Origin of the sequence: Peribacillus sp. ACCC06369 (assembly GCF_030348945.1) — a bacterium.
Lineage (GTDB): Bacteria > Bacillota > Bacilli > Bacillales > DSM-1321 > Peribacillus.
Map to the genome: position 1 here is coordinate 4,065,406 of NZ_JAUCEN010000002.1, position 20,305 is coordinate 4,085,710.

A 20,305-nucleotide genomic window follows, 5' to 3' on the forward strand; every position below is an offset into this window, starting at 1 on the left:
TTTAACTGAAATAATCATCATTTCCAATACCTGCATACGGCAAATCCCGGTACACGGATTCACTTGATCCGGACAGTTCACTTCAACACAATGCACGGGTACCTATAATCAGTAAGGATCCATTGCATACTTTCATTCAAACCACACCATTCACAACTTTATTCACACAAAATCATAAATTTTTCTACAAAATCGCAAAAAAGGTTAAACTTCACCAACAATATGTTACTATTAAACTAAGACCTTTTAACCCCATAAGGAGGAATTCATATGAAACGTTTTTTCAAATTCATCGCAGATTTTAACGAAAGAAAAGCAATGGAACGGGAAACCGAAGAATTCTTTCGCAAAGAATACGAAAATTATATGAAGATGAATCCTGAAAATCAAGGAAAAAGGAGATTAGCTCCTAGATTTTATGTAATTGATGGCGGTAAAAAAGGCTCCAACCTTGAGATTTCCGATAGAAAGAAATCCAGTTAAACAGATCCCTTCCATAATCAGCCACTAATGTTGTAGCTCCTAACCCACAAACGGGGTTATAACCCATTCGGATTCATTTAAAATATATAAGCCGAAAGCTCAGATATACATCTGAGCTTTTTTTATTTTTCATTCTTCTATTAACACTATATCAATAGAAGAAACTAGGTATTTTTTTAAAAAATTGGATGAACTTTAGTTTATTTCATGTTAAAGGAAAAGATCACTTTATAGGCCCATGGGTATTTTTCAATGGAAAAACCAAAAAATAACAAAAAAAAGAGATGTGTTCTTTTACTCATCTTTGTCCATATTCAAAAGAGTCCAACTAATTGAGTCGATAGGTGCAATATCTTACATTGAATGACAGATGCATAAATATTGTTACATTTAGGTCAAATAAATGGGTATAAACAATTATCATTCTGTAATAAACCTCACTTTTAAAAACAAATAATTATATAAATATAGCCAAAATGAATTGGGTTCAAATGCTCATGAAACTATTTTGATGCTGTTCAAAATGGGCTTTTATTACACTTTCCATATTTTAGTGTAAATATTCCAAGGTTTACGTGTTTTTTAGCCATTTCTTTGTACTCATAAAGCATTTTATCCCTTTAGATACTATTACACTTCTATATACATTTATTTGAAAAAGCTGACATTAACTATATTACAATAGAATAATTGACTATTGCCTATTAAGTTTAAAATCATGTAGTGTGTATTCAGTAAATCAAATATTTAAAAAAAGAGAGGTTAAAAAATGGCACCAATATTTATTTGTGCGATCTTTTTGCTTGGCTATGGCATATTCGAACAAAAACGCCATCAGAAGCGTCTCGACTCCATCCCGGTACGTGTGAATGTGAATGGAATTCGAGGGAAATCAACTGTAACGCGTCTAATTACAGGGGTGATACAGGAAGCTAAGTACAAAACTGTAGGTAAAACAACCGGAACATCAGCAAGAATGATCTATTGGTTTACCGACAAAGAAAAACCGATTAAACGCCGCCCAGAAGGACCCAACATTGGAGAACAAAGGCGTGTAGTTAAAGAAGTTGCCGATTTAGGCACGGAAGCACTGGTTTGTGAATGTATGGCCGTTCAGCCTGACTATCAACTAATCTTCCAAAATAAAATGATCCAAGCAAACATTGGGGTCATCGTGAATGTATTGGAAGACCATATGGATGTCATGGGACCGACCTTGGATGAGGTTGCAGAAGCTTTCACTGCTACCATACCCTATAACGGTCACTTAATAACCATCGAAAGTGAATATTTGGACTTTTTCAAGCAAATTGCCAAAGAACGCAACTCTAAAGTAATCGTTGCTGATAATTCAAGAATTTCGGAAGAATTCTTACGCGAATTCGACTATATGGTATTTCCGGATAACGCTTCACTGGCGTTGGCCGTTGCAGAAGCTTTGGGCATCGATGAGAAAACAGCTTTTCGCGGCATGTTAAATGCGCATCCCGATCCAGGTGCCATGAGGATCACCAAATTCGGGGATTCCATCCAGCCAACTTTCTTTGTCAATGGGTTTGCTGCAAATGACGCATCATCGACGCTGAACATCTGGGAACGCGTCAATACGTTCGGATACAGCACAGAACCTCCTATCGTCATCATGAACTGCCGTGCCGACCGTGTGGACCGTACAGAGCAGTTTGCAAGAGATGTATTGCCTTACATAAAATCTGAAATCGTCATTGCCATTGGTGAAACCACTTCACCGATCACAAAAGCATTCGAGCAAGGTAAATTGGATACAAAAGAATATTGGGATTTAGAAAACTGGTCAACTGAAGAAATCGTGGCACGTCTCCGCCCATTGATGAAAAATCGAATCGTCTACGGTGTCGGGAATATTCACGGTGCAGCGGAACCATTAATTGAAGCCTTCATGAAATCTAAAACAAAGCAAAAAGCGAGTTAAGTAGGAGGAACCTTAATGTTTGGATCGGATTTATATGTAGCCCTAGTGCTGGGAGTAACGCTTAGCCTTATATTTTCAGAAAAAACGGGTGTCGTACCCGCAGGACTTATTGTGCCAGGTTATTTGGCATTAGTATTTGATCAATGGGAAATCATGCTGACCATCCTGATCATTAGTGTCGTAACTTATTTAATCGTCACTCACGGCCTTTCAAGATGGGTGATTTTATATGGAAGAAGAAAATTCGCAGCCATGATGGTGACAGGGATTTGCTTGAAACTCCTATTGGACTTCGTCTACCCCGTCATGCCATTTGAAATATTCGAGTTTCGGGGAATCGGTATAATCGTTCCCGGTTTGATAGCGAATACCATTCAAAGACAAGGAATGCCATTGACACTTGGCAGCACGCTTTTATTATCCGGCTTGACTTTCGGATTAATGAACGTGTACTACCTATTCTGAGGTGCAAAAAATGAAACGGACTTTAAATGCAAAAGAAAAAACACTTATCTTTATTAAACGTACGAAGAAAAAGAATCTTAAATACACTGGAATCATACTACCTATATTACTGATCGCTTTAGTCATTACCACTTGGATGGGACGGGCTGAGGAAGTGAAAACAACCGCTTCAAAATCCGAGCAACCATTGACGATGACCATGGTCGGTGATGTAATGATGGGGCGTAATGTTGAAGAAGTGACGGAAAAGTACGGATATGAATACCTTTTCCGTTATATGAAGCCCTATTTTTCCGATTCAGACTATGTCAGTGGGAATTATGAACACCCAGCTTTAAAAGAAGAGGCAGCCAACTACAAGGAAGCTGATACGCCCATCCATTTAAACTCCAATACTAGTGGTGTGCAAGCCGTTAAAGATGCTGGCTTCTCTGTGATGACTTTGGCCAATAACCATATGAAGGACTTTGAAGAACAGGGACTCCTTGACACGATTGATGAATTCAAAAATGCGGGCATGCACTATGTCGGTGTTGGGTCGAACACTGAAGAAGCTAAAGCTAGCATCGACTATGCGGATGTTAATGGCGTTCGTGTCGCAACACTTGGCTTCACAGATGTTTACGGTAAGGATGCCGTGCCAAAACATAATCAAGCCGGCCTATTGAACTCCAACCCTGATTTATTATTTGAAATGATCGGAAAAGCAAGTGATGCCAAGCAAGGCAACGCAGACTTGGTTGTCGTGAATATGCACTGGGGGCAAGAGTATTCAACATCTACAACCACCCGGCAAAAAGACTTGGCTAAAGCTATCATCGATGCGGGGGCTGACATCATCATCGGCCATCACCCCCATGTACTTCAATCGTTTGATGTTTATAAAGATGGAATCGTTTTCTATAGCTTAGGAAACTTCATATTCGATCAAGGCTGGACACGGACAAAGGATTCAGCCATGGTTCAATACCATTTAGCTGAAGACGGTAAAGCTACAATCGATGTCGTTCCACTGCAAATTGAAGAAGCCACACCAAGACCAGCTACCTCTTCAATCGACAAATCACGTGTTTACCGTCAGTTGACGAAGGAAACGAGTGAAAAAGCCCAATGGTCGAAAAAAGAGGATCGCATCGAGATTACCTTGGATCACAAGAAGATAATCCACCATAAGGCACAACGTGAGAAAGAAGAAAAAGCAGCGAAAGCAGCAATGGAAAAGAAAGCTGTACAAGAGAAAAAAGCAGCACAAGTTAAACAACAGAACATACAACCCATTCAGTAAAGAACGCTTTGTTACTACTACGTGAAGAAAAAAGACACACAACTTAGAAGCTCAACGAAAAGGGGGATCAACCGATGATTAACCGTATGACGAGAAAAGTGATTATATCCCTTACCATGCTCATATATATTGCTGGATGTTCGAAGACACCCCCTATTTCTGACACGAATGAACCGATAGATAGTAAAAACGCTCAATCATATGGGGTCAGTTCTTCCAACCCAATCGCAATAGATGTCGGGATGGATATATTGGAAAACGGCGGAACGGCGGCGGATGCTGCCATTGCCGTATCTTATGTATTAGGTGTAGTTGAACCTTATGGATCTGGCGTGGGTGGCGGTGGCGGTATGCTGATTGCCCCGGAATCCGGCGATCCCAATTTTATCGATTATCGTGAATCCTCTCCAGAAGACCCGAGTTCAAGACACGATACAGGGATTCCAGGCTTAGTGGCCGGCATGCAGGTTATAAGTGATAAGTATGGGAGCGTACCAATGGCAGATCTTCTTCAGCCAGCGATAGAGTTGGCTGAAGGCGGATTTGAAGTCGACGAATCGTTATCATCACGCTTAGAAGCAGCTCAGCCAAGGATATCTTCCGATGCGACTTCACCTTTTTATCCTGATGGTGATGCCATTGAACCAGGCAAAACCCTCGTCCAAGAAAGACTTGCTGAAACATTGAAGCAGATTCAAAAGGATGGTCCTGATGGTTTTTATAAAGGGGAAATTGCGCGAGATATTAAAAGAGAATCAGATATCGACTTGATGGATTTAAAGCGCTATGAGGTTAAAGAACATAAGCCGGTCCAAGGAACATTTGCCGGTTATGATGTTTTTACCGCCCCTCCACCCTTTTCAGGAATCACAGTTCTTGAAATGTTAAAACTAGCCGAGGAAATGAACCTAGGTGATTCTTCAAGCAAATCAGCTTATATGAAAGTCTTGGGAGGCATCACAGATACTGCTTATCAAGATCGGTCCGACCACATTGGAGATAGAATAAGTCACTCTAAGGCGGAAAAATTGCTCTCCCCCATTCACTTGGATAATCTTAAAAGTAAGATCAAAAGTGAAAAATGGGAAGATAAAGAATCGAATGGCTCCGAAGAACATGAGAGTACGACACACTTTGTGATCATGGACAAGTATGGCACTGTCGTTTCCACAACAAATACGCTCAGTAACTTTTTCGGATCTGGTGATTATACGAATGGATTTTTCCTTAACGATCAATTGAAAAATTTTGGGTCCGACTTAAATTCCCAAGAGGCCTATAAACGGTCTAGAACGTTCACGGCACCAACCATTCTCAAGAAACCAGGGCAGGAATCGATTGGGATCGGCTCACCAGGCGGTGATAGGATTCCGCAAATATTGATGCAGGTCCTTTATTCTTATACAGAGAATGAAGGCTCATTTCAGGATATCGTCGACCGTAATCGGTTCGTCTTTGATGGAAAGAAGATTTATACGGAATCCAGGCTTTCGGATGAAATGATATCCAACTTGGAAGATTCAGGATATGAAGTCATCCAGAAGATTTCCCCCATGTATTATGGCGGGGTTCAAGTTCTCGTTAAAAACGAGAAAAATGGACGATTATCCGGAGCTGGGGATAAAAGAAGAAATGGAAGCTGGAAAGCTCAGCAATAAAAGTGCAATCCAGCCCCTCCTTTTCTAAATATCATATGAATTTTATCGATGTATAAGGGGATTTTGAATATGAATATCGTAAAAAAAATAACAAGCTGGGTTATACCTGTTCTTCTTGTAGCAGCCCTGCTTGTGACCATGAATACGTTTAAATGGACAGAAACTTTAACACCCGACGAGCAAAAGAAAATAGAACAATATACGACTGTCGAAGAATAAAAAAGCTGGGGCATCCCCGCTTTTTTTATTTTTGCCGTCAACGGTATGGAAGATTAAATACACTAGAGATATGGAGGATAACCATGATTGAAAATAACTATACTGATTTTTTTGAACTGCAGAAAAATGAACAAGAAGACCTCGATTACCGCATCATCGTTCATCACAGGAACCCTGATATTGCAGTTCTAGCCATACATGGCGGGAACATCGAACCGGGAACCAGCGAGATTGCAGCCGCACTTGGAGAGAGACTTTGTGCAAGCACCTATCTATTCGAAGGACTTAAACCAAGGGGCAACCAGGTCCTCCATATAACATCCCGCTTGTTCAATGAACCGATCGGCGTTTCAATGGCAGCGAACGCACAGACCACCCTATCCATCCATGGCCACTACGACGTACATAATGCGCTGGTTTACATTGGCGGAAGGAACGAACCCTATAAGAACCTTATTCAGCAATGCCTTAACAAAGCTGGATTTCAAACTGATCATGCACCGCAGCACCTTTCAGGCATGAAAGGAAACAACATCACCAACACATCCAAAACGGGTGCAGGCGTGCAATTGGAACTTTCCACAAAGCTTAGAAAAAGCTTTTTCAAAGGTGATGACTTTACTAGTAAGAACAGGGTCAATCACTGTGATCTTTTTAAACGGTTCGTTACTGCCATTGAAAAAGCGACTCTAGCATATAAAGAGATTGAATGATCTTTTTAGTCGATGAGGCTTTCAACTTGACCGAAGCTTTCGAATTTCTCGGCAAAATAACCTGACGAAAGATTGGAGATATGAACGCCGGTGTTTTCCGTTGTATTGAGAAAACGGCCATCACCTAGATAAATACCTACATGGGTCACACCTAGCCTAGTTCCTGTATCCCTAAAAAATACTAAATCCCCTGCCTTTGGATTTTCGATTTTGGGCACCAATGAGAAGTAATCTGCTGCGGAATCTCGTTTTACTGATAGGCCCTGCTCCTTCATGACCCAATAAATGAACCCGCTGCAGTCCATTCCTATCATCGGATCTTCTCCCCCGAAAACATAAGTGAATCCGCGTAAAGTATATGCATACTTGATGACATCATATGCTTTATCATAGGCAGCCTCCTGGTTTACATAAAACGGATATAACGGGTTGCTGTATAGTTGAAGATACTGCCCTTTCATCAACTCATCAGTTCTTAACGCGTTACGGCTTTTGATCGTACTCATGGAAATGCTGTAATGCTCCGATATACTATTAAGCGTTTCTCCCGTTTGGACGATATGCTCCCCTTTAGGCGTGTATGTTTTGTACGCCACTTGGTATTTTGCAAAGTAATCTTCTGTAGTGGATCTCACCTGAACCGTTTCTGCACCATATCCAGAATTGACAAATTGGTTTTCGCCGACATAAATACCCGCAGTCACGACTTTTAAGCTGTCTTTTTCCAGAAAGAATATAATATCCCCAGTTTTCGGAGTGGCTGTATCCATCCCTTGCTTATAAAAACCATCTACTGTCAAACGGTCGACCGGCACATTTTGCTGGGAAAGCACCCAATGAATCAATCCGCTCGAATCAAACCCTTTTTCAGGCGTCTCCTCTCCAGCTGTCTTTTTAAACCCTATAAAGGATTTCGCATAGTTCGCTATTTGTTTTCCTCTCTCCGACCATTGATAGATGGAAGGAGTATAATCCGTTAGAATGATCGTCAACTTTTGGCCCACAAATAACTTATCATCCGGTAAACCATTCGATTTCATTAATTGCTCCGCCGATATATCATAAGTGTCGGCAATCGATTCTACCGTTTCGCCAGAAATCACAGTATGCACACGATCTGCCGCCTCGGCCTTTAAACCAGGTAAAAAAGTGAAACTAACCATGAATACCAATGTAAGTACTATAACGCTTAATTTCCCTTTAAACATTTAAACCCTTCCTTTATACGCTCAAATATTTTAAAATTTACGATTTTCCAATAAATACTCCATTATAAGAAGCTGAACCAGTTCTATACAAACCTTTTACCCTATCATCAATCTATGGAAATATACCTTAATGCTCACCACGAGTGTATTATCGGTGAATAAACCGATACCTTTAGCCTATTAATTGACCATCGTTTATCAAACGACCTAAAAACAAACCATAATACCCACTGTTTGCATTTATCCTTTAAATGTAAGGTTATGGAGATAGAAAAAGGTTCATAGTGGATATACTTTTGGAAAGCGAAGATTCAAAGAAGATCATGGGACAGCGCAATTTATTCATTTATTAATCGTGCAATCATATGGGTAAAGTTACATTAGAAACATCTAAAGATAAGAATGTTATCGGTTTTTTTTCCGGTCATGATAAAGTTGTACATATACGGGTGCCCTATGAAGAGCCTAACGATATTGGAGTGAACATCTTGATAAAAATGACAGAGAAAGCCCAGCAGGCTATTAAAGATATGCAACATAGTTTTGGAGGGGAAACGTATGTGAGGTTTGGCATAAACAGACCTTGCTGTAACCAGATGAACTACACATTAAGTTTGGCAATCTCTAAAAAGGATCACGAGGAAATACTGATTTTACATGATATAAAAATGTTGATAGATCCATCGGACTCCCATTTTACAGATCAAACGGAAATTGATTACGAAGGCGATGGATACTTGATCAGGAACCCGAATCCATTGGTATCACCCCTCATCTAGCAAAAGTAAACAAGGGGAAAGCTTAAATGGCCTTCCCCACATTTCTATGAATCTATGGCATATACACCGCTTTAATATGTTATTGGTATGACTCTCCTTGTCATGACAAACCCAAAAATAGTCCCGCTTTTTGGGTCTTGAGCCATTGGACCCTACATGTCCGATTCCTATATATTATTCCCCTTCGTAAAAAAAGCATGGATACTTGACCAGTCCCTCTAAATTGTACTTTTGTATTTCTAGTGATTTTATCCACTAAAGAGAAATGCAACGTTCAGCGAATCAGGGATAAGTGCCTGCAGAATGATAAAATGGCCATACAACAAAAAAGGGGAAACCACTTTAGTGGCCTCCCCTTTTGCAGCGCTTATGTTATCCCCTAGTTCTTTACCTGGAATTCCCCCAGCGTATGCTCCAAATCATTTATTAACTGTGTAAGCTGCGAAAAACAGAATGAAATTATGCATGAAATGCATGCCAGTGAAAATGATCCGAGAAAATGAAGTACATTTTAAACGTGATTGGTTTCCGTGGGAGTCTCGCATACCCTTTCCAATCAACTTTGTTTTTCTTTTAAATTGAAGAAATTTGCGACACTCCTGCCGAATAACTGGCTAGCCGCTTGCGGCGAGGAGGCTTGGCAGACAATCGGCGAAAGGGAGCGGATTTCTGAAAACAATTGAAACGTTTTCCAAATGAAAAAATGCAGTAAGACTCGATTTCATCGAGTTTGACTGCATTCTGGGACCGACAATAGAATATGCCGTCTTTTGAACTCGAAGCTGATCATTTCCGTGAGAAGGAAAGGTGATAACTCCTTTTACTTTTTATCCGGCTTGGTGAATTGCTGACCAATTGCACCTATTATTAAAATGATGATCGAAATGAGACTGTAGTCCTTAAAAAAAGTCGTGAATGGGATGTCCAGAAATAAAAACACCACCGTAACCAGTCGCCCTATTAGCAGAATCATTCCGATAACTACCATCCAATTAAATAATTTCCCCAAAAAATTCATCTTTTCCCCCTTACCGGTCTAATGTTGATTTTCATGCAGATTCCACCTCGATCCGCCAATTACCTTTCCACAAGAGCACTGCCAACTATCTAATAACCTTTTATATTCACAACATCCCATTAAGACAAGTCCTTTTCAGCTAACCCTCTAATCCCGATGTCCTTCATCCTGATAGGCGTTCTGTGTACCCTTTACTCGGGGGAATCTTTCGTAATCGGTTTTCCAGCTTCGATCAACACTTTGCTTCCCAGTAAGAAAAAACCTTGAATGAACAACAATACACCAGTTCCTATAAGCAGCCATTCAATTTTAATGATATCGGATACCGGTCCGAATACAAGCATGCCCAGCGGCATCATCGAAGTCGAGATCATCCCTAAAACACCGAAAACCCTCCCGAGAAGATCCTCCTCGACTTTCTCCTGTAATAAGACCATGGACGGCGTATTAAAGATGGGCATCGCCAATCCGACTACTCCCATGATGATTAAGTAAATCCAGAAAACGGGGATGATTCCAAGCGCGAATGTACAGGCCCCGATCATAAGGCTCGCAAGTGTCATCGTATGGATCTTATTTTTAAAGCCTCCCCAGGAAGCCATGAAAATCCCGCCTATCATCATACCGATGGCAAAGGTGATTTCTATCGCAGTCAACCGCCAAACATCATTCCCGAAAGAGCGTGTGACCTGTAGCGGTGTAAGAAATGCAACAGGTGCGGCTAGCACAAAGAAAAATGCGAAAAAAACAAAAAACTTCTTAAGAAAGTCGTGATTTCTGATATAACTGAATCCTTCTTTCAAATCGGTGAAATAGCTGGTTGTTTGCTTTTGTAATGCCTTCGCATGGGCTGGAATTTTCAAAAATGCCAGTAATGTGAAGATGGCAATTGCAGCAGTGATCACATCTATGAAGAAAATGGTTTCGATTGAAGCCATCGTAAGCAGCGCTCCGCTCACCATGGGGGAGACGAGCATCACGAGCGCTTGAATGCTTCCATTTGTCCCGTTCACCTTAGTAAGCTTATCCTCCGGCACAAGCTGCGGAAGAATGGCCCCGACAGCCGGAGTTTGGATTCCAGTTCCGATTGCGCGGACGGCTGACATGACGAAAAGCAGCCAAAGCTCATCGTATCCGATTAAAAACAAGATGGCCAATATCAGGGTTGAAAAGGCAATCAATGAATCCGAAAGTATGATCAGCATCTTCCGATTGTAGCGATCCGCCCATACCCCCGCGATTGGCGATAGTATAAAGGTAGGCACGAAACCACAAACGATGGATATCGTCATCATGACACCCGACTGTGTATTCAATGTGATATACCACATGATGGCATACTGAACCAATGACGATCCAAAGAGCGATATGGTCTGACTGCCTAGAAAGAGAATGATATTCTTTTTCCACTTTTCCTTTACTTGTTCATTTAATGATTCCATCTTACAAACACCCCATTCTATTTTTAATAATGCCCCAAAAAAAACACAGGCTATCTGCCTGTGTTTAGAGTAAATGGATAAAAACCTATCTAACGGAAACCTGAGAGGAACTGATCATCACGGAAAACAATAATCCCTCACTGGCCTTCGGTTGGTCAATTAATTGGAGAAATGACACGAATCCAAAATAACCTGTCTTGGATAAGTGGAGTTTCTCCCCTTAATATCCTTTTCTATTTTTTAAAAACCAGCTTGTATAGCGAAAGCCCTTGATCCACAAAGGTTTTATGCTTCAGCTGGACAGCAAAAAAAGAGGATAGAATCGTCCCAACTTTTTTCACAAATCGTAAAATGAGGTTTCCTTAAAAATAGACAGACCATTCCCATTTACCCTGCGGACATGCAGAGCCCTTGAACGTATTCAATTAACGGTTCAAAGATAGGAAACGCAGTCTGATAAATGTCACAAGGAAAACCTCCATTTCTTAAAAGTTAAAATAATATTAACATGTCACCAACTGGAATAACAATAAAAAACTTCCTTCATAGCAGAAGCATCACTTCGGTTTAAGGCCGTCTTATGTAACCAACTGCATGTCATTCATCCACCAATACGTTTAACGGCGACGATATATTCCTTATGCCATTTTTCCCATTCATCCATTGGAAAGTCCTGATATTGACCATCCAGTAAATCACTTAACATATCGAGGCAAACATGCCAGCCTGCCAAATCTTTTGATGTATGATCATTAACCGGCGTGATGGATTCTTTCAATACTAATGAGCATCCATCCTTTTCAGGGGATACCTCGAAACGAACCCAGCCTTCCCCCCATTCAAAATCTAAAACGGCAGATTCCCGAAAATCCCTTATCTTCATATCAAAAGATTCCCCTGACCCATTATTGAAATTGAATTTTATCGTCCCGCCTTTTCGAAGGTCCTTCATTTCCAGGTTGGACATCCACTTTTCCACCTTATCATTCTCCGTTAAAGCACCCCATACCTTTTCCACCGAATGATGAAGCTGGCGATCGAATCTTGCGATGATTCCTTTACCTTCTTTTTCGATTACTGCTTGCACCTAGATTCCCCCATTCAATTTCGTTACCCAATCATATTTTTATAATAAAAAATGGTCGGATGGAATTCACCATTTGCAGATTTCGCAAAATCAGGAATGCTCCCTGCCTGAATATATCCCAATGAATTATACAGGAAATTAGAAGGATCCCCTTCTCTTGTATCAAGGACCAATAATGTCCGCCGCTCCTGCTTGGCTCTCTCCTCAGACTGGTGCATGAGTGAACGGCCTATACCTTTTCGCCTATAACCAGTATGCGTCATTAATTTTGCGATTTCCGCCCGATGGCCGCCGTTTTGCTTTGAACATAAATGTAACTGTATGCTCCCGACTATCTCACCCTGTAATTTAGCGACAAACAGAATCACATCATGATTAATGACACTCTCCCAATAGTCAATGGCCTCGGACCGTTTCATGGGAGGTAAAAAACCAATTGACGCGCCATCATTAACAACTTGGACCAAAAGGTCGGAAAGTTCATTAAGATGGTATTCGATTGATGTTAATTGTTCGACTTTCACATCTGCATTCACAGTAATCACAACCTTTCAGGAGATACAGTTATATTCACCATCCCTGGCGCTTTGATAAAGAAGTAATATGAGCAAGATGATGGCGTCCATGCCATGCATAAATGCCTATATTTTCACCTACCGTCACCTCTCCCGAATCAGGATGGATGAATGTTCGGCTTAGGTCGTCTGCATGAAGACCCGATAAAAGTTTGCACATTCGGATATGTACGGCTTCGAGCAGTGATAGAGAAATTTCAATCGGCAAATCATAATCAGACATCTCTGCCCATTGCCCCTCTTCGTACGGCTTAATGACCGGACTTTCTTCCGTAAGGGCCAATTTAAAGCGAATATACGCATTCATATGACTATCAGCAACATGATGCACCACTTGGCGGACCGTCCATCCTCCAGGTCGATAAGCCGTATCAAGCTGCTCATCATCCATGTTACCCACTGTCTCCCGCAGCATCCCTGGCAAAGCTTCAATCTCCCTGATCCATCCCTCGGCCACAAGATTAGTAATTTCCCCGTCAAACTGAAACTTTCCTATCGGGTATCTTAAATCCATCTTCATTCCCCCTTGATGTTCGATAAAAATAGCATCCATTATATATTCTTTATCGATTGAGACAAACCTTTTTTACCGGCAATTCTTGGCTTTGCAATCCTGTTTTCATTGATCCTCAGGAATATTAATCCACATCATTAGCATGTATACTATTTCCACATTTAGCAACCATAACAAAAGAATGCCATGTGCATCAATCCAATCTTTAAACAATGGAAATGGGGATAGGATCATCTTGAAGAAAATTAGTTCGATACAAACCCTTAGCATCTTCTTTTTATCAATCGGCCTTCTTGATCACGTTATTTTGATCCCTTTCCTCCTATCCACCGGCGGAAGGGACGCTTGGTTTTTTTCCATCCTTACTATTGGAATGATACCGATTTGGGTCTACATATTATCGAGGATAATCAAGAATATGAATAATCAATCCTTGACGGATTGGCTTGAAAATAGATTTGGGAAACCTATTAAAAATATCGCTTTATTCTTTATTGTGATTTATTTGATCAGCCTTGTATTGGCAACGACCAAGGAAACGATTGATTGGATCACTACAAGCTTTCTTTTTGAAACCCCAAGTTTAGCCATTATCATTCCGTTTACACTGCTATGCATCTTCCTTGCCCATTCAGGTATGCGCTCCATCGCCATTTGCTCTTCTGTATTATTACCAATAGTCGTCATTCTTGGGATTTTCGTTGCGACCGGAAATATACCGACAAAAGACTACAGCCACCTCCTTCCCCTTTTCGAGAATGGCTATTTCCATGGCGTTAAAACCTTTCAATATACTGGTTATGGTCTTGCCGAACTGATTTTAATCGCCTTTTTTCAAGAAAAACTTTCGGATAAGTTCAGTCGGAAATCTTTGGTTTTCTTATGTCTCGGTTTAGTGTTTCTACTTTTGGGCCCACTAACAGCTGCTATCGCCGAGTTCGGACCCACCTTAGCAGAAGCCATGAGGTACCCCGCCTATGAACAGTGGCGCCTGCTGACAATTGGAAAATATATCGAACATACAGACTTCTTTTCCATTTATCAATGGCTTGCAGGAGCCTATATCCGTGTTTCACTGGCGTTATTCTTAATAACGGAAGTCTTTAAAGGAAAAACTAATAATATGAAGCTCGGAATCCTTTTCGCTGTAGGCTTTCTCATGGTCGTCATCTCCATCGTACCCTACAGTAATTTCAAGTTCTTGCATGTAAGTCAGACATTCTACTATCCTGGCGCTTTTTATTTCCTGTTACTTTTGTCCACCTTTTTGTTTATCGGCACTTTCATCAGTTCTAAGGAGGGTAAACGACATGCGAATGAAACGATCCAAAAATGAACCACACCCGCCTGAATTAAGGGAGGAGACATTTCGGGAGTTATTCAGTTCAAGCTCAGATATTATGTTTGACACGATTTATATCGGAGAAACCGAAAGAAGCATTCCTGTCCTTATTTTTTATTGCTCGGGTATGGCCGATATCAGCTTATTGAACGAGGGAATTTTGGAAAAGTTAAACAAGATGATGGAATTGGATGAGAAAATCGATGAAGAAGAAGCTATAAACAAGCTAAAACCCTTGATAGATCTGACGAAAGTAACCATTGATAGCGAATTCAATAACGTCCAACAGCTGATTTTCTCTGGGTATGCCTTATTATTCATACCATCAACCCAAGGTTTATTTTCAATAAATTTGTCCAATGTTCCGAACCGGCAGCCTGAGGAGTCTTCCTTCGAGGTCTCGGTAAGAGGTCCAAGAGATGGATTTGTCGAGGACATATCCATCAATACCGCTTTAATCAGAAAGCGGCTAAAAACCAAATCGCTTGCCTATGAAGACTTTATCGTCGGCAGGCGCAGTCAAACGAAAGTCGCACTGATGTATATGGATGACATCATCAATAAGGAACTGGTTAAAAATGTAAGGTCGAAAATTAATAACATTGATATTGATATATTGGTTAGCAGCCAACAATTGGAGGAATTGATCACAAACAGTAAATATAGTATTTTTCCACTAACTCATTATACGAGTCGTCCTGATTTTGTAGTGGAAGCACTCAATCAAGGAAGATTCATTCTGATCGTGGACGGGATGCCAACGATAATCGTAGCTCCTTCTACATTACTATTGCAAATAAAAACCGCAGAAGATTCGAATCTCCCTTATCTATTTGTAAGCCTTGAGAGACTTCTTCGTTTTTTGGGGATTGGAATAACGATTTTATTGCCGGGGTTTTGGATATCCATTTCCGCTTTCAATATTGAACAAGTGCCGTTTCCGTTACTAGCTACCATAACCCTTTCTAGGCTAGGGCTCCCCTTATCTGCCACCATGGAATTCATTCTCATGCTCATTTTATTTGAATTATTCCGTGAATCCGGAGTCAGGTTACCTAAAGCGGTTGGACAGACAGTTGCAGTTGTAGGTGGTCTCATTGTCGGTGATGCCGCAATAAGAGCAGGGCTGACCTCACAAACCATGCTTGTGGTAACAGCAGTGACCTCTGTCGCATCCTATACCCTTGTAAACCAGTCTTTAACAGGCGCCGTAACGATTTTGCGTATGTTTGTGTTGTTACTTAGCTGCATTTATGGAATCTACGGCTTGATAATCGGTTTCCTTTCCATTGTCACTTTACTATCCAGGCTTGATTCATTCGGGGTTTCATATATTGGCGGAATGAACCCACCAAAATTCACAAAAATCCTGGATTCATTCATAAAGAGGCCATGGAATTCCATAAGCAAACGATCCTTGGCAGCAGATGATAAGACCAGAAAGGGGCAGTAAGGCATGTTCCGCATCTGTAAAATTTGCTTGACCCTACCTTTAATCCTTTTACTTTCAGGCTGTTGGGATGAAAAAACGATTCAGGACTTTCATTATATAACGGCCATCGGGATTGATTTCAAGGATGGGGAGTACATTGTTTATACGCAACTTGTAGACTTCGCTGCGGTAGCTAAAACGGAGGCCAAGCCTACGCAAAGTCCCCCCGTATATGTAGGGAAACAAAAAGGCGGTTCCATCTCAATCGCCATTAATAAACTAATGCGCGATACTCAACAGTCTCTTTATATAGGCCATGTTTCCACATTTGTCATCAGTGAAAATGTTTTAAAGCAGCAAAGCACAGAAATTGTGGATTATATATACAGAAACCAATTACTTAGGTACTCAGCCAATATCTTTGGCACAAAAAGTTCCATGGATGAGCTCTTCTCCATTAATGGTTATTTTAATTTGTCGCCTTTATACACAACATTATATTTACCAGAAGATGTCTATCGGAGCAGATCATTCATCGAACCCATTACGGTCCAAAGGTATTATTCTAACCAGAGGGAAAAAGCATCTACAACCATCTTACCCTCCATATCCTGGAACGATAAAGTTTGGAAAGAAAAAGATAAAAATCGAAAGAGCCTCTATATGGATGGCGCATTTGTCATTTACTATAAAGTGTCCCAACCCTGGTTCTCTGAAAAGGAACTGAGCGGTGTACGCTGGCTCACCAAAAGGACCAACAAAACTCCCGTAAACATTATCATGAATAAGCAAGACATCTATGCATCGTTCTCCCATCCACACCATAAAATAAAACCTGTTCTCAAGGATGGAAAGTACAAATTCGATATTGAAGTTGACGTATCAGGTAGAATACTTGGGCTTGATACCCAAATGGATATCGATAAAATAAAACGAAAATTCGAAAGTCAAATAAAAAAAGAAATCCAAGCAACCTTCCAAACCGGAATTCAAAAGAACGCAGACCCACTTAGCTTAGGCAAGATCCTTTATATCAAAGAGACAAAATACTGGCAAGAAAATCATATTAAAGAACCGACTGATTTCCTGGATAAGGATTCGATACATGATATAAACGTAAAGGTACATATCCTTAACACAGGCGGTTTAGAAGCTAAACCATTACAGTAAGGAAAAAAAAGGATTGGTGATTGAAAGCCTGTTTATTTGTAAATGCTCAATTCACGAGTAAATCGACCAAACTCACGAGTATTTGCTCTCAATTCACGTGTAAATCAACCAAACTTACGAGTATTTGCTATAAACTCACGAGTAAATGCTCATATCTCATGAGTTTGCTGCTTAATTCTAAGAGTACTGCTCATTTCACGAGTAAATTGACTATATTCACGAGTATTTGTTCCAAATTCACGAGTAAATCAACCAAATTCACGAGTATTTGCTCTCAATTCACGAGTAAATCGACCAAATTCACGAGTATTTGCTCCAATTTCACGAGTAAATCAACCAAATTCACGAGTATTTGCTCCAATTTCACGAGTAAATCAACCAAATTCATGAGTATTTGCTCCAATTTCACGAGTAAATCGAACAAACTCACGAGTATTTGCTATAAATTCACGAGTAAATCGACCAGACTTACGAGTATTTGCTATAAACTCACGAGTAACGCTTATATCCCCCAAGTTTACTGCTCGAGTTGTGTTTAAAAGCCCTCTTAATTATAAAAAAATTCAGGATGGATCCTTTTAGAGGCTCCATCCTGAATTTTGGCGCTAAAATTGGGTTCTGAATATATCATTAAACAGAAACAAATGGTAAATTAAGAGTATTCTAAAAATGGGGGTTTCCAAATATGAGCATTCAGAAAGCGACATTACTTGAACTCGAATCTCTGACAGAACTTTTTGATTTATACAGAGTGTTTTATGAGCAAACATCTGATCCTGATCGTGCAAGGGAATTTTTAAGAGAAAGGCTGACAAATGGAGAGTCTGTCGTTTTTATGGCCTTTGATGAAGGGAATCCTATTGGTTTTGTGCAATTATATCCTTCTTTTTCATCTGTGAGTATGATGCGTTCATGGATATTGAATGATTTATTCGTGAAGGAGTCCGCCCGCAAAAAGGGATTTGGCGAGGAGTTGTTGAACGCAGCCATCGCTTTTGCTCGGGAAACAGGTGCCAAAGGGGTTTCGCTCGAGACAGGTAAAGATAATGTAAAAGCACAAAAACTTTACGAAAGAATTGGTTTCTTCCGTGAATCGAACCATTTTTATCATTTCGCCATTTAATTAAAAAAGGTGCAGGGAAAATTTTCTTTTCCCTACACTCCGGATGATTTTATTAAACAGTTTCCATGCTGGCTTGAATTTCTTTAATTAGAAGTTCGGCACCTTCAGGGCTAAGTATTAATTTTCCGGCAGCAAGTTTCATATTGTCATCTGACACTTCACCTGTTACCTGACAAGTCATGTTCGGTTTATATTTTTGAAGAATGATGCGCTCTTGTTCTACATAGATCTCCAAGGCGTCTTTCTCATTAATTCCTAATGTACGGCGTAATTCAATTGGAATGACTACCCGTCCTAATTCGTCAACTTTACGTACAATACCTGTAGATTTCATTTAATTTACCCCACTATTTTTCTTTCGAATGTTGCATCTATATATTTCGTCACCATTCGACATTATTTGCACTTCTATAAAGATACCACTCCCTACCATTTTCGTCAATTCTCGTATCCTCATATATTATCTGCCTTTATATGATTTTTATATAAATTCACAGTAAACCCTTTATAAAACGCGTCATACCGCGGTTTCTCGATTAATCTAATGGAACTTATTGTTAATTTGATCATGAAAATGACAACGTTTCCATTTTATTTTCCACAACCATTCTTTCGATACCATGTCGAATGATGGAGATGGAATTTCAATAGTCTAAAAGAATCCAGTTGATTTTCTTTTACATTTGAAGGAATATTAAAACTGATGGCTTATTATATTTCGAAAATTCATTCTTCTGCCTTTGACGCAGTTGAACGTGAGTGTATTTTAAACTTTTTTAATACTTGGAAAGCCGAAACGATTGCCACACTTCCAGAGTTTGGCTAATTACTGGCTCATAAAACAGATTGAGGTGAGTCAATTGCGTCCGATTATATTAGGTATTTGTTCTGCTTTCTTTTTTGCGTTTACGTTTGTTTTAAATCAGGCCATGGAGTTGTCTGGTGGAAGTTGGATATGGAGTGCTTCGCTGCGTTACATCTTTATGGTGCCTTTCCTGTTGTGTATCGTATTAAGCAGAAAAAACCTGCGTCCCCTTTTACGAGTGATGAAAGAACGGCCGGGGCCTTGGTTGCTCTGGAGTTTTGTCGGATTCGGGTTGTTTTATGCTCCTTTATGCTTTGCTTCCGCCTACTCACCTGGCTGGCTAATCGCCGGCACTTGGCAGATCACGATCATTTCGGGTGCTTTACTTGCCCCGCTATTTTTTGAAAATGTCCAAACGAAAGATGGGCTCGAAAGGCAAAGAGGAAAGGTATCTGTGAAAGGCCTCCTCATGTCGATGATCATTCTGCTTGGGATCATCCTGATGCAATTGGAACACACCAAGCACATTTCAATGGCCAATCTTTGGTTGGGAGTGATTCCCATCGTCATCGCCTCGTTTGCATACCCCCTGGGGAATCGCAAAATGATGGAAGTATCCGAAGGACGTTTAGATGCTTACCAGCGTGTATTGGGAATGACTTTGGCGAGCCTGCCATTCTGGTTCCTGCTTTCATTGTACGGTTTCTTCACAGTAGGGGCACCGACGAAGATGCAGAGTTTCCAATCCCTTTTGGTAGCACTATTTTCAGGTGTCATTGCCACGGTCCTTTTTTTCAAAGCGACCGATTTGGTAAGTGGAAATATGCAGAAATTAGCTTCAGTCGAAGCTACACAGTCGATGGAGGTCCTTTTTGCCCTGGCTGGCGAATTACTATTCCTATCTTTACCGATCCCTTCTCCGTTATCGTGGTTCGGCATCTTTGTAGTTATCATAGGAATGATCCTGCATAGCTATGTATCACATAAAAAAGAAGGTCCATCCCGGAAACGGACAGTGAGTGCCTGAATAGCAAGT

General features: G+C 40.5%; 21 protein-coding genes. 13 read left to right on the forward strand and 8 right to left on the reverse strand.

The window, feature by feature from the left end:
* Window positions 1-270: 270 nt before the first annotated feature.
* The 7 genes from QUF78_RS20665 to QUF78_RS20695 all read left to right on the forward strand — a co-directional run bounded on the left by QUF78_RS20665 (window position 271) and on the right by QUF78_RS20695 (window position 6,774).
* A complete protein-coding gene (locus QUF78_RS20665; protein WP_289326124.1) occupies window positions 271-483 on the forward strand; it encodes a hypothetical protein in 213 nt (70 codons plus the stop codon).
* Window positions 484-1,252: 769 nt separating this feature from the next.
* On the forward strand, window positions 1,253-2,434 hold the full coding sequence (pgsB, locus tag QUF78_RS20670; protein ID WP_289315245.1) for a poly-gamma-glutamate synthase PgsB: 1,182 nt from the start codon (window positions 1,253-1,255) through the stop codon (window positions 2,432-2,434).
* 15 nt (window positions 2,435-2,449) lie between these two features.
* Window positions 2,450-2,899, forward strand: coding sequence for a poly-gamma-glutamate biosynthesis protein PgsC (gene pgsC / locus QUF78_RS20675; RefSeq protein WP_063232582.1), 450 nt, complete (start codon window positions 2,450-2,452; stop codon window positions 2,897-2,899).
* 10 nt (window positions 2,900-2,909) lie between these two features.
* Complete coding sequence (locus QUF78_RS20680; protein ID WP_289326125.1) at window positions 2,910-4,184, forward strand: CapA family protein; 1,275 nt, start codon at window positions 2,910-2,912, stop codon at window positions 4,182-4,184.
* Window positions 4,185-4,258: 74 nt separating this feature from the next.
* Complete coding sequence (locus QUF78_RS20685) at window positions 4,259-5,842, forward strand: gamma-glutamyltransferase family protein (RefSeq protein WP_289326126.1); 1,584 nt, start codon at window positions 4,259-4,261, stop codon at window positions 5,840-5,842.
* A 69-nt stretch (window positions 5,843-5,911) separates the two neighbouring features.
* Entirely contained in the window at window positions 5,912-6,061 is a 150-nt protein-coding gene (locus QUF78_RS20690; protein ID WP_289326127.1) for a CapE family protein, read from the forward strand.
* An 83-nt stretch (window positions 6,062-6,144) separates the two neighbouring features.
* A complete protein-coding gene (locus QUF78_RS20695) occupies window positions 6,145-6,774 on the forward strand; it encodes a poly-gamma-glutamate hydrolase family protein (RefSeq protein ID WP_289326128.1) in 630 nt (209 codons plus the stop codon).
* A 5-nt stretch (window positions 6,775-6,779) separates the two neighbouring features.
* On the opposite strand, the gene QUF78_RS20700 is transcribed toward QUF78_RS20695, so the two are convergent.
* Complete coding sequence (locus tag QUF78_RS20700; RefSeq protein WP_289326129.1) at window positions 6,780-7,982, reverse strand: C40 family peptidase; 1,203 nt, start codon at window positions 7,980-7,982, stop codon at window positions 6,780-6,782.
* Between the two features lie 365 nt (window positions 7,983-8,347).
* Between QUF78_RS20700 and QUF78_RS20705 the strand changes: the two genes are divergently transcribed.
* Window positions 8,348-8,761, forward strand: coding sequence for a HesB/IscA family protein (locus QUF78_RS20705; protein ID WP_289326130.1), 414 nt, complete (start codon window positions 8,348-8,350; stop codon window positions 8,759-8,761).
* Between the two features lie 820 nt (window positions 8,762-9,581).
* Here the strand turns inward: QUF78_RS20705 and QUF78_RS20710 are convergent.
* The 5 genes from QUF78_RS20710 to QUF78_RS20730 all read right to left on the reverse strand — a co-directional run bounded on the left by QUF78_RS20710 (window position 9,582) and on the right by QUF78_RS20730 (window position 13,397).
* A complete protein-coding gene (locus QUF78_RS20710; protein ID WP_289326131.1) occupies window positions 9,582-9,779 on the reverse strand; it encodes a hypothetical protein in 198 nt (65 codons plus the stop codon).
* Between the two features lie 191 nt (window positions 9,780-9,970).
* On the reverse strand, window positions 9,971-11,221 hold the full coding sequence (locus QUF78_RS20715) for an MFS transporter (protein WP_289326132.1): 1,251 nt from the start codon (window positions 11,219-11,221) through the stop codon (window positions 9,971-9,973).
* Between the two features lie 601 nt (window positions 11,222-11,822).
* Window positions 11,823-12,308, reverse strand: a complete 486-nt coding sequence (locus QUF78_RS20720) for an SRPBCC family protein (protein ID WP_289326133.1) — start codon at window positions 12,306-12,308, stop codon at window positions 11,823-11,825.
* 23 nt (window positions 12,309-12,331) lie between these two features.
* Window positions 12,332-12,844, reverse strand: coding sequence for a GNAT family N-acetyltransferase (locus tag QUF78_RS20725; RefSeq protein ID WP_289326134.1), 513 nt, complete (start codon window positions 12,842-12,844; stop codon window positions 12,332-12,334).
* Between the two features lie 34 nt (window positions 12,845-12,878).
* Entirely contained in the window at window positions 12,879-13,397 is a 519-nt protein-coding gene (locus QUF78_RS20730; protein WP_483313858.1) for a YfiT family bacillithiol transferase, read from the reverse strand.
* Window positions 13,398-13,578: 181 nt separating this feature from the next.
* Between QUF78_RS20730 and QUF78_RS20735 the strand changes: the two genes are divergently transcribed.
* From QUF78_RS20735 to QUF78_RS20745, 3 genes are read left to right on the forward strand one after another with little or no spacing between them, the layout of a single operon-like run.
* Window positions 13,579-14,733 (forward strand): GerAB/ArcD/ProY family transporter, encoded by a 1,155-nt coding sequence (locus tag QUF78_RS20735; RefSeq protein ID WP_289327369.1) that lies wholly within the window; start codon window positions 13,579-13,581, stop codon window positions 14,731-14,733.
* The gene (locus QUF78_RS20740; protein WP_289326135.1) at window positions 14,708-16,192 is read left to right on the forward strand and encodes a spore germination protein; all 1,485 of its coding nucleotides are present in this window, start codon (window positions 14,708-14,710) and stop codon (window positions 16,190-16,192) included. The genes QUF78_RS20735 and QUF78_RS20740 overlap by 26 nt, the downstream gene beginning before the upstream one ends.
* A 3-nt stretch (window positions 16,193-16,195) precedes the next feature.
* Window positions 16,196-17,341: a Ger(x)C family spore germination protein gene (locus QUF78_RS20745; RefSeq protein ID WP_289326136.1), complete on the forward strand. Its 1,146-nt coding sequence runs from the start codon at window positions 16,196-16,198 to the stop codon at window positions 17,339-17,341.
* Window positions 17,342-17,615: 274 nt separating this feature from the next.
* On the opposite strand, the gene QUF78_RS20750 is transcribed toward QUF78_RS20745, so the two are convergent.
* Window positions 17,616-17,771: a hypothetical protein gene (locus QUF78_RS20750; RefSeq protein WP_289326137.1), complete on the reverse strand. Its 156-nt coding sequence runs from the start codon at window positions 17,769-17,771 to the stop codon at window positions 17,616-17,618.
* Between the two features lie 255 nt (window positions 17,772-18,026).
* On the opposite strand from QUF78_RS20750, the gene QUF78_RS20755 reads away from it, so the two are divergent.
* Window positions 18,027-18,464, forward strand: coding sequence for a GNAT family N-acetyltransferase (locus QUF78_RS20755; RefSeq protein ID WP_289326138.1), 438 nt, complete (start codon window positions 18,027-18,029; stop codon window positions 18,462-18,464).
* 52 nt (window positions 18,465-18,516) lie between these two features.
* Here the strand turns inward: QUF78_RS20755 and QUF78_RS20760 are convergent, their stop codons facing one another.
* Window positions 18,517-18,798, reverse strand: coding sequence for a transition state genes transcriptional regulator AbrB (locus QUF78_RS20760; RefSeq protein WP_289315227.1), 282 nt, complete (start codon window positions 18,796-18,798; stop codon window positions 18,517-18,519).
* Between the two features lie 502 nt (window positions 18,799-19,300).
* Here QUF78_RS20760 and QUF78_RS20765 point away from each other — a divergent pair.
* Window positions 19,301-20,296, forward strand: coding sequence for a DMT family transporter (locus QUF78_RS20765; RefSeq protein WP_421157118.1), 996 nt, complete (start codon window positions 19,301-19,303; stop codon window positions 20,294-20,296).
* Window positions 20,297-20,305: the final 9 nt, after the last annotated feature.

Excerpts from the sequence above, each read along its gene's own strand:
- QUF78_RS20685 (WP_289326126.1), top strand. The coding sequence starts at position 4,259 with ATGATTAACCGTATGACGAGAAAAGTGATTATATCCCTTACCATGCTC.
- QUF78_RS20730 (WP_483313858.1), bottom strand. The coding sequence starts at position 13,397 with ATGGATTTAAGATACCCGATAGGAAAGTTTCAGTTTGACGGGGAAATT.
- QUF78_RS20695 (WP_289326128.1), top strand. The coding sequence starts at position 6,145 with ATGATTGAAAATAACTATACTGATTTTTTTGAACTGCAGAAAAATGAA.
- QUF78_RS20715 (WP_289326132.1), bottom strand. The coding sequence starts at position 11,221 with ATGGAATCATTAAATGAACAAGTAAAGGAAAAGTGGAAAAAGAATATC.
- QUF78_RS20760 (WP_289315227.1), bottom strand. The coding sequence starts at position 18,798 with ATGAAATCTACAGGTATTGTACGTAAAGTTGACGAATTAGGACGGGTA.
- pgsB (WP_289315245.1), top strand. The coding sequence starts at position 1,253 with ATGGCACCAATATTTATTTGTGCGATCTTTTTGCTTGGCTATGGCATA.
- QUF78_RS20690 (WP_289326127.1), top strand. The coding sequence starts at position 5,912 with ATGAATATCGTAAAAAAAATAACAAGCTGGGTTATACCTGTTCTTCTT.
- QUF78_RS20745 (WP_289326136.1), top strand. The coding sequence starts at position 16,196 with ATGTTCCGCATCTGTAAAATTTGCTTGACCCTACCTTTAATCCTTTTA.
- QUF78_RS20665 (WP_289326124.1), top strand. The coding sequence starts at position 271 with ATGAAACGTTTTTTCAAATTCATCGCAGATTTTAACGAAAGAAAAGCA.
- pgsC (WP_063232582.1), top strand. The coding sequence starts at position 2,450 with ATGTTTGGATCGGATTTATATGTAGCCCTAGTGCTGGGAGTAACGCTT.
- QUF78_RS20740 (WP_289326135.1), top strand. The coding sequence starts at position 14,708 with ATGCGAATGAAACGATCCAAAAATGAACCACACCCGCCTGAATTAAGG.
- QUF78_RS20735 (WP_289327369.1), top strand. The coding sequence starts at position 13,579 with ATGCCATGTGCATCAATCCAATCTTTAAACAATGGAAATGGGGATAGG.
- QUF78_RS20680 (WP_289326125.1), top strand. The coding sequence starts at position 2,910 with ATGAAACGGACTTTAAATGCAAAAGAAAAAACACTTATCTTTATTAAA.
- QUF78_RS20755 (WP_289326138.1), top strand. The coding sequence starts at position 18,027 with ATGAGCATTCAGAAAGCGACATTACTTGAACTCGAATCTCTGACAGAA.
- QUF78_RS20710 (WP_289326131.1), bottom strand. The coding sequence starts at position 9,779 with ATGAATTTTTTGGGGAAATTATTTAATTGGATGGTAGTTATCGGAATG.
- QUF78_RS20705 (WP_289326130.1), top strand. The coding sequence starts at position 8,348 with ATGGGTAAAGTTACATTAGAAACATCTAAAGATAAGAATGTTATCGGT.
- QUF78_RS20700 (WP_289326129.1), bottom strand. The coding sequence starts at position 7,982 with ATGTTTAAAGGGAAATTAAGCGTTATAGTACTTACATTGGTATTCATG.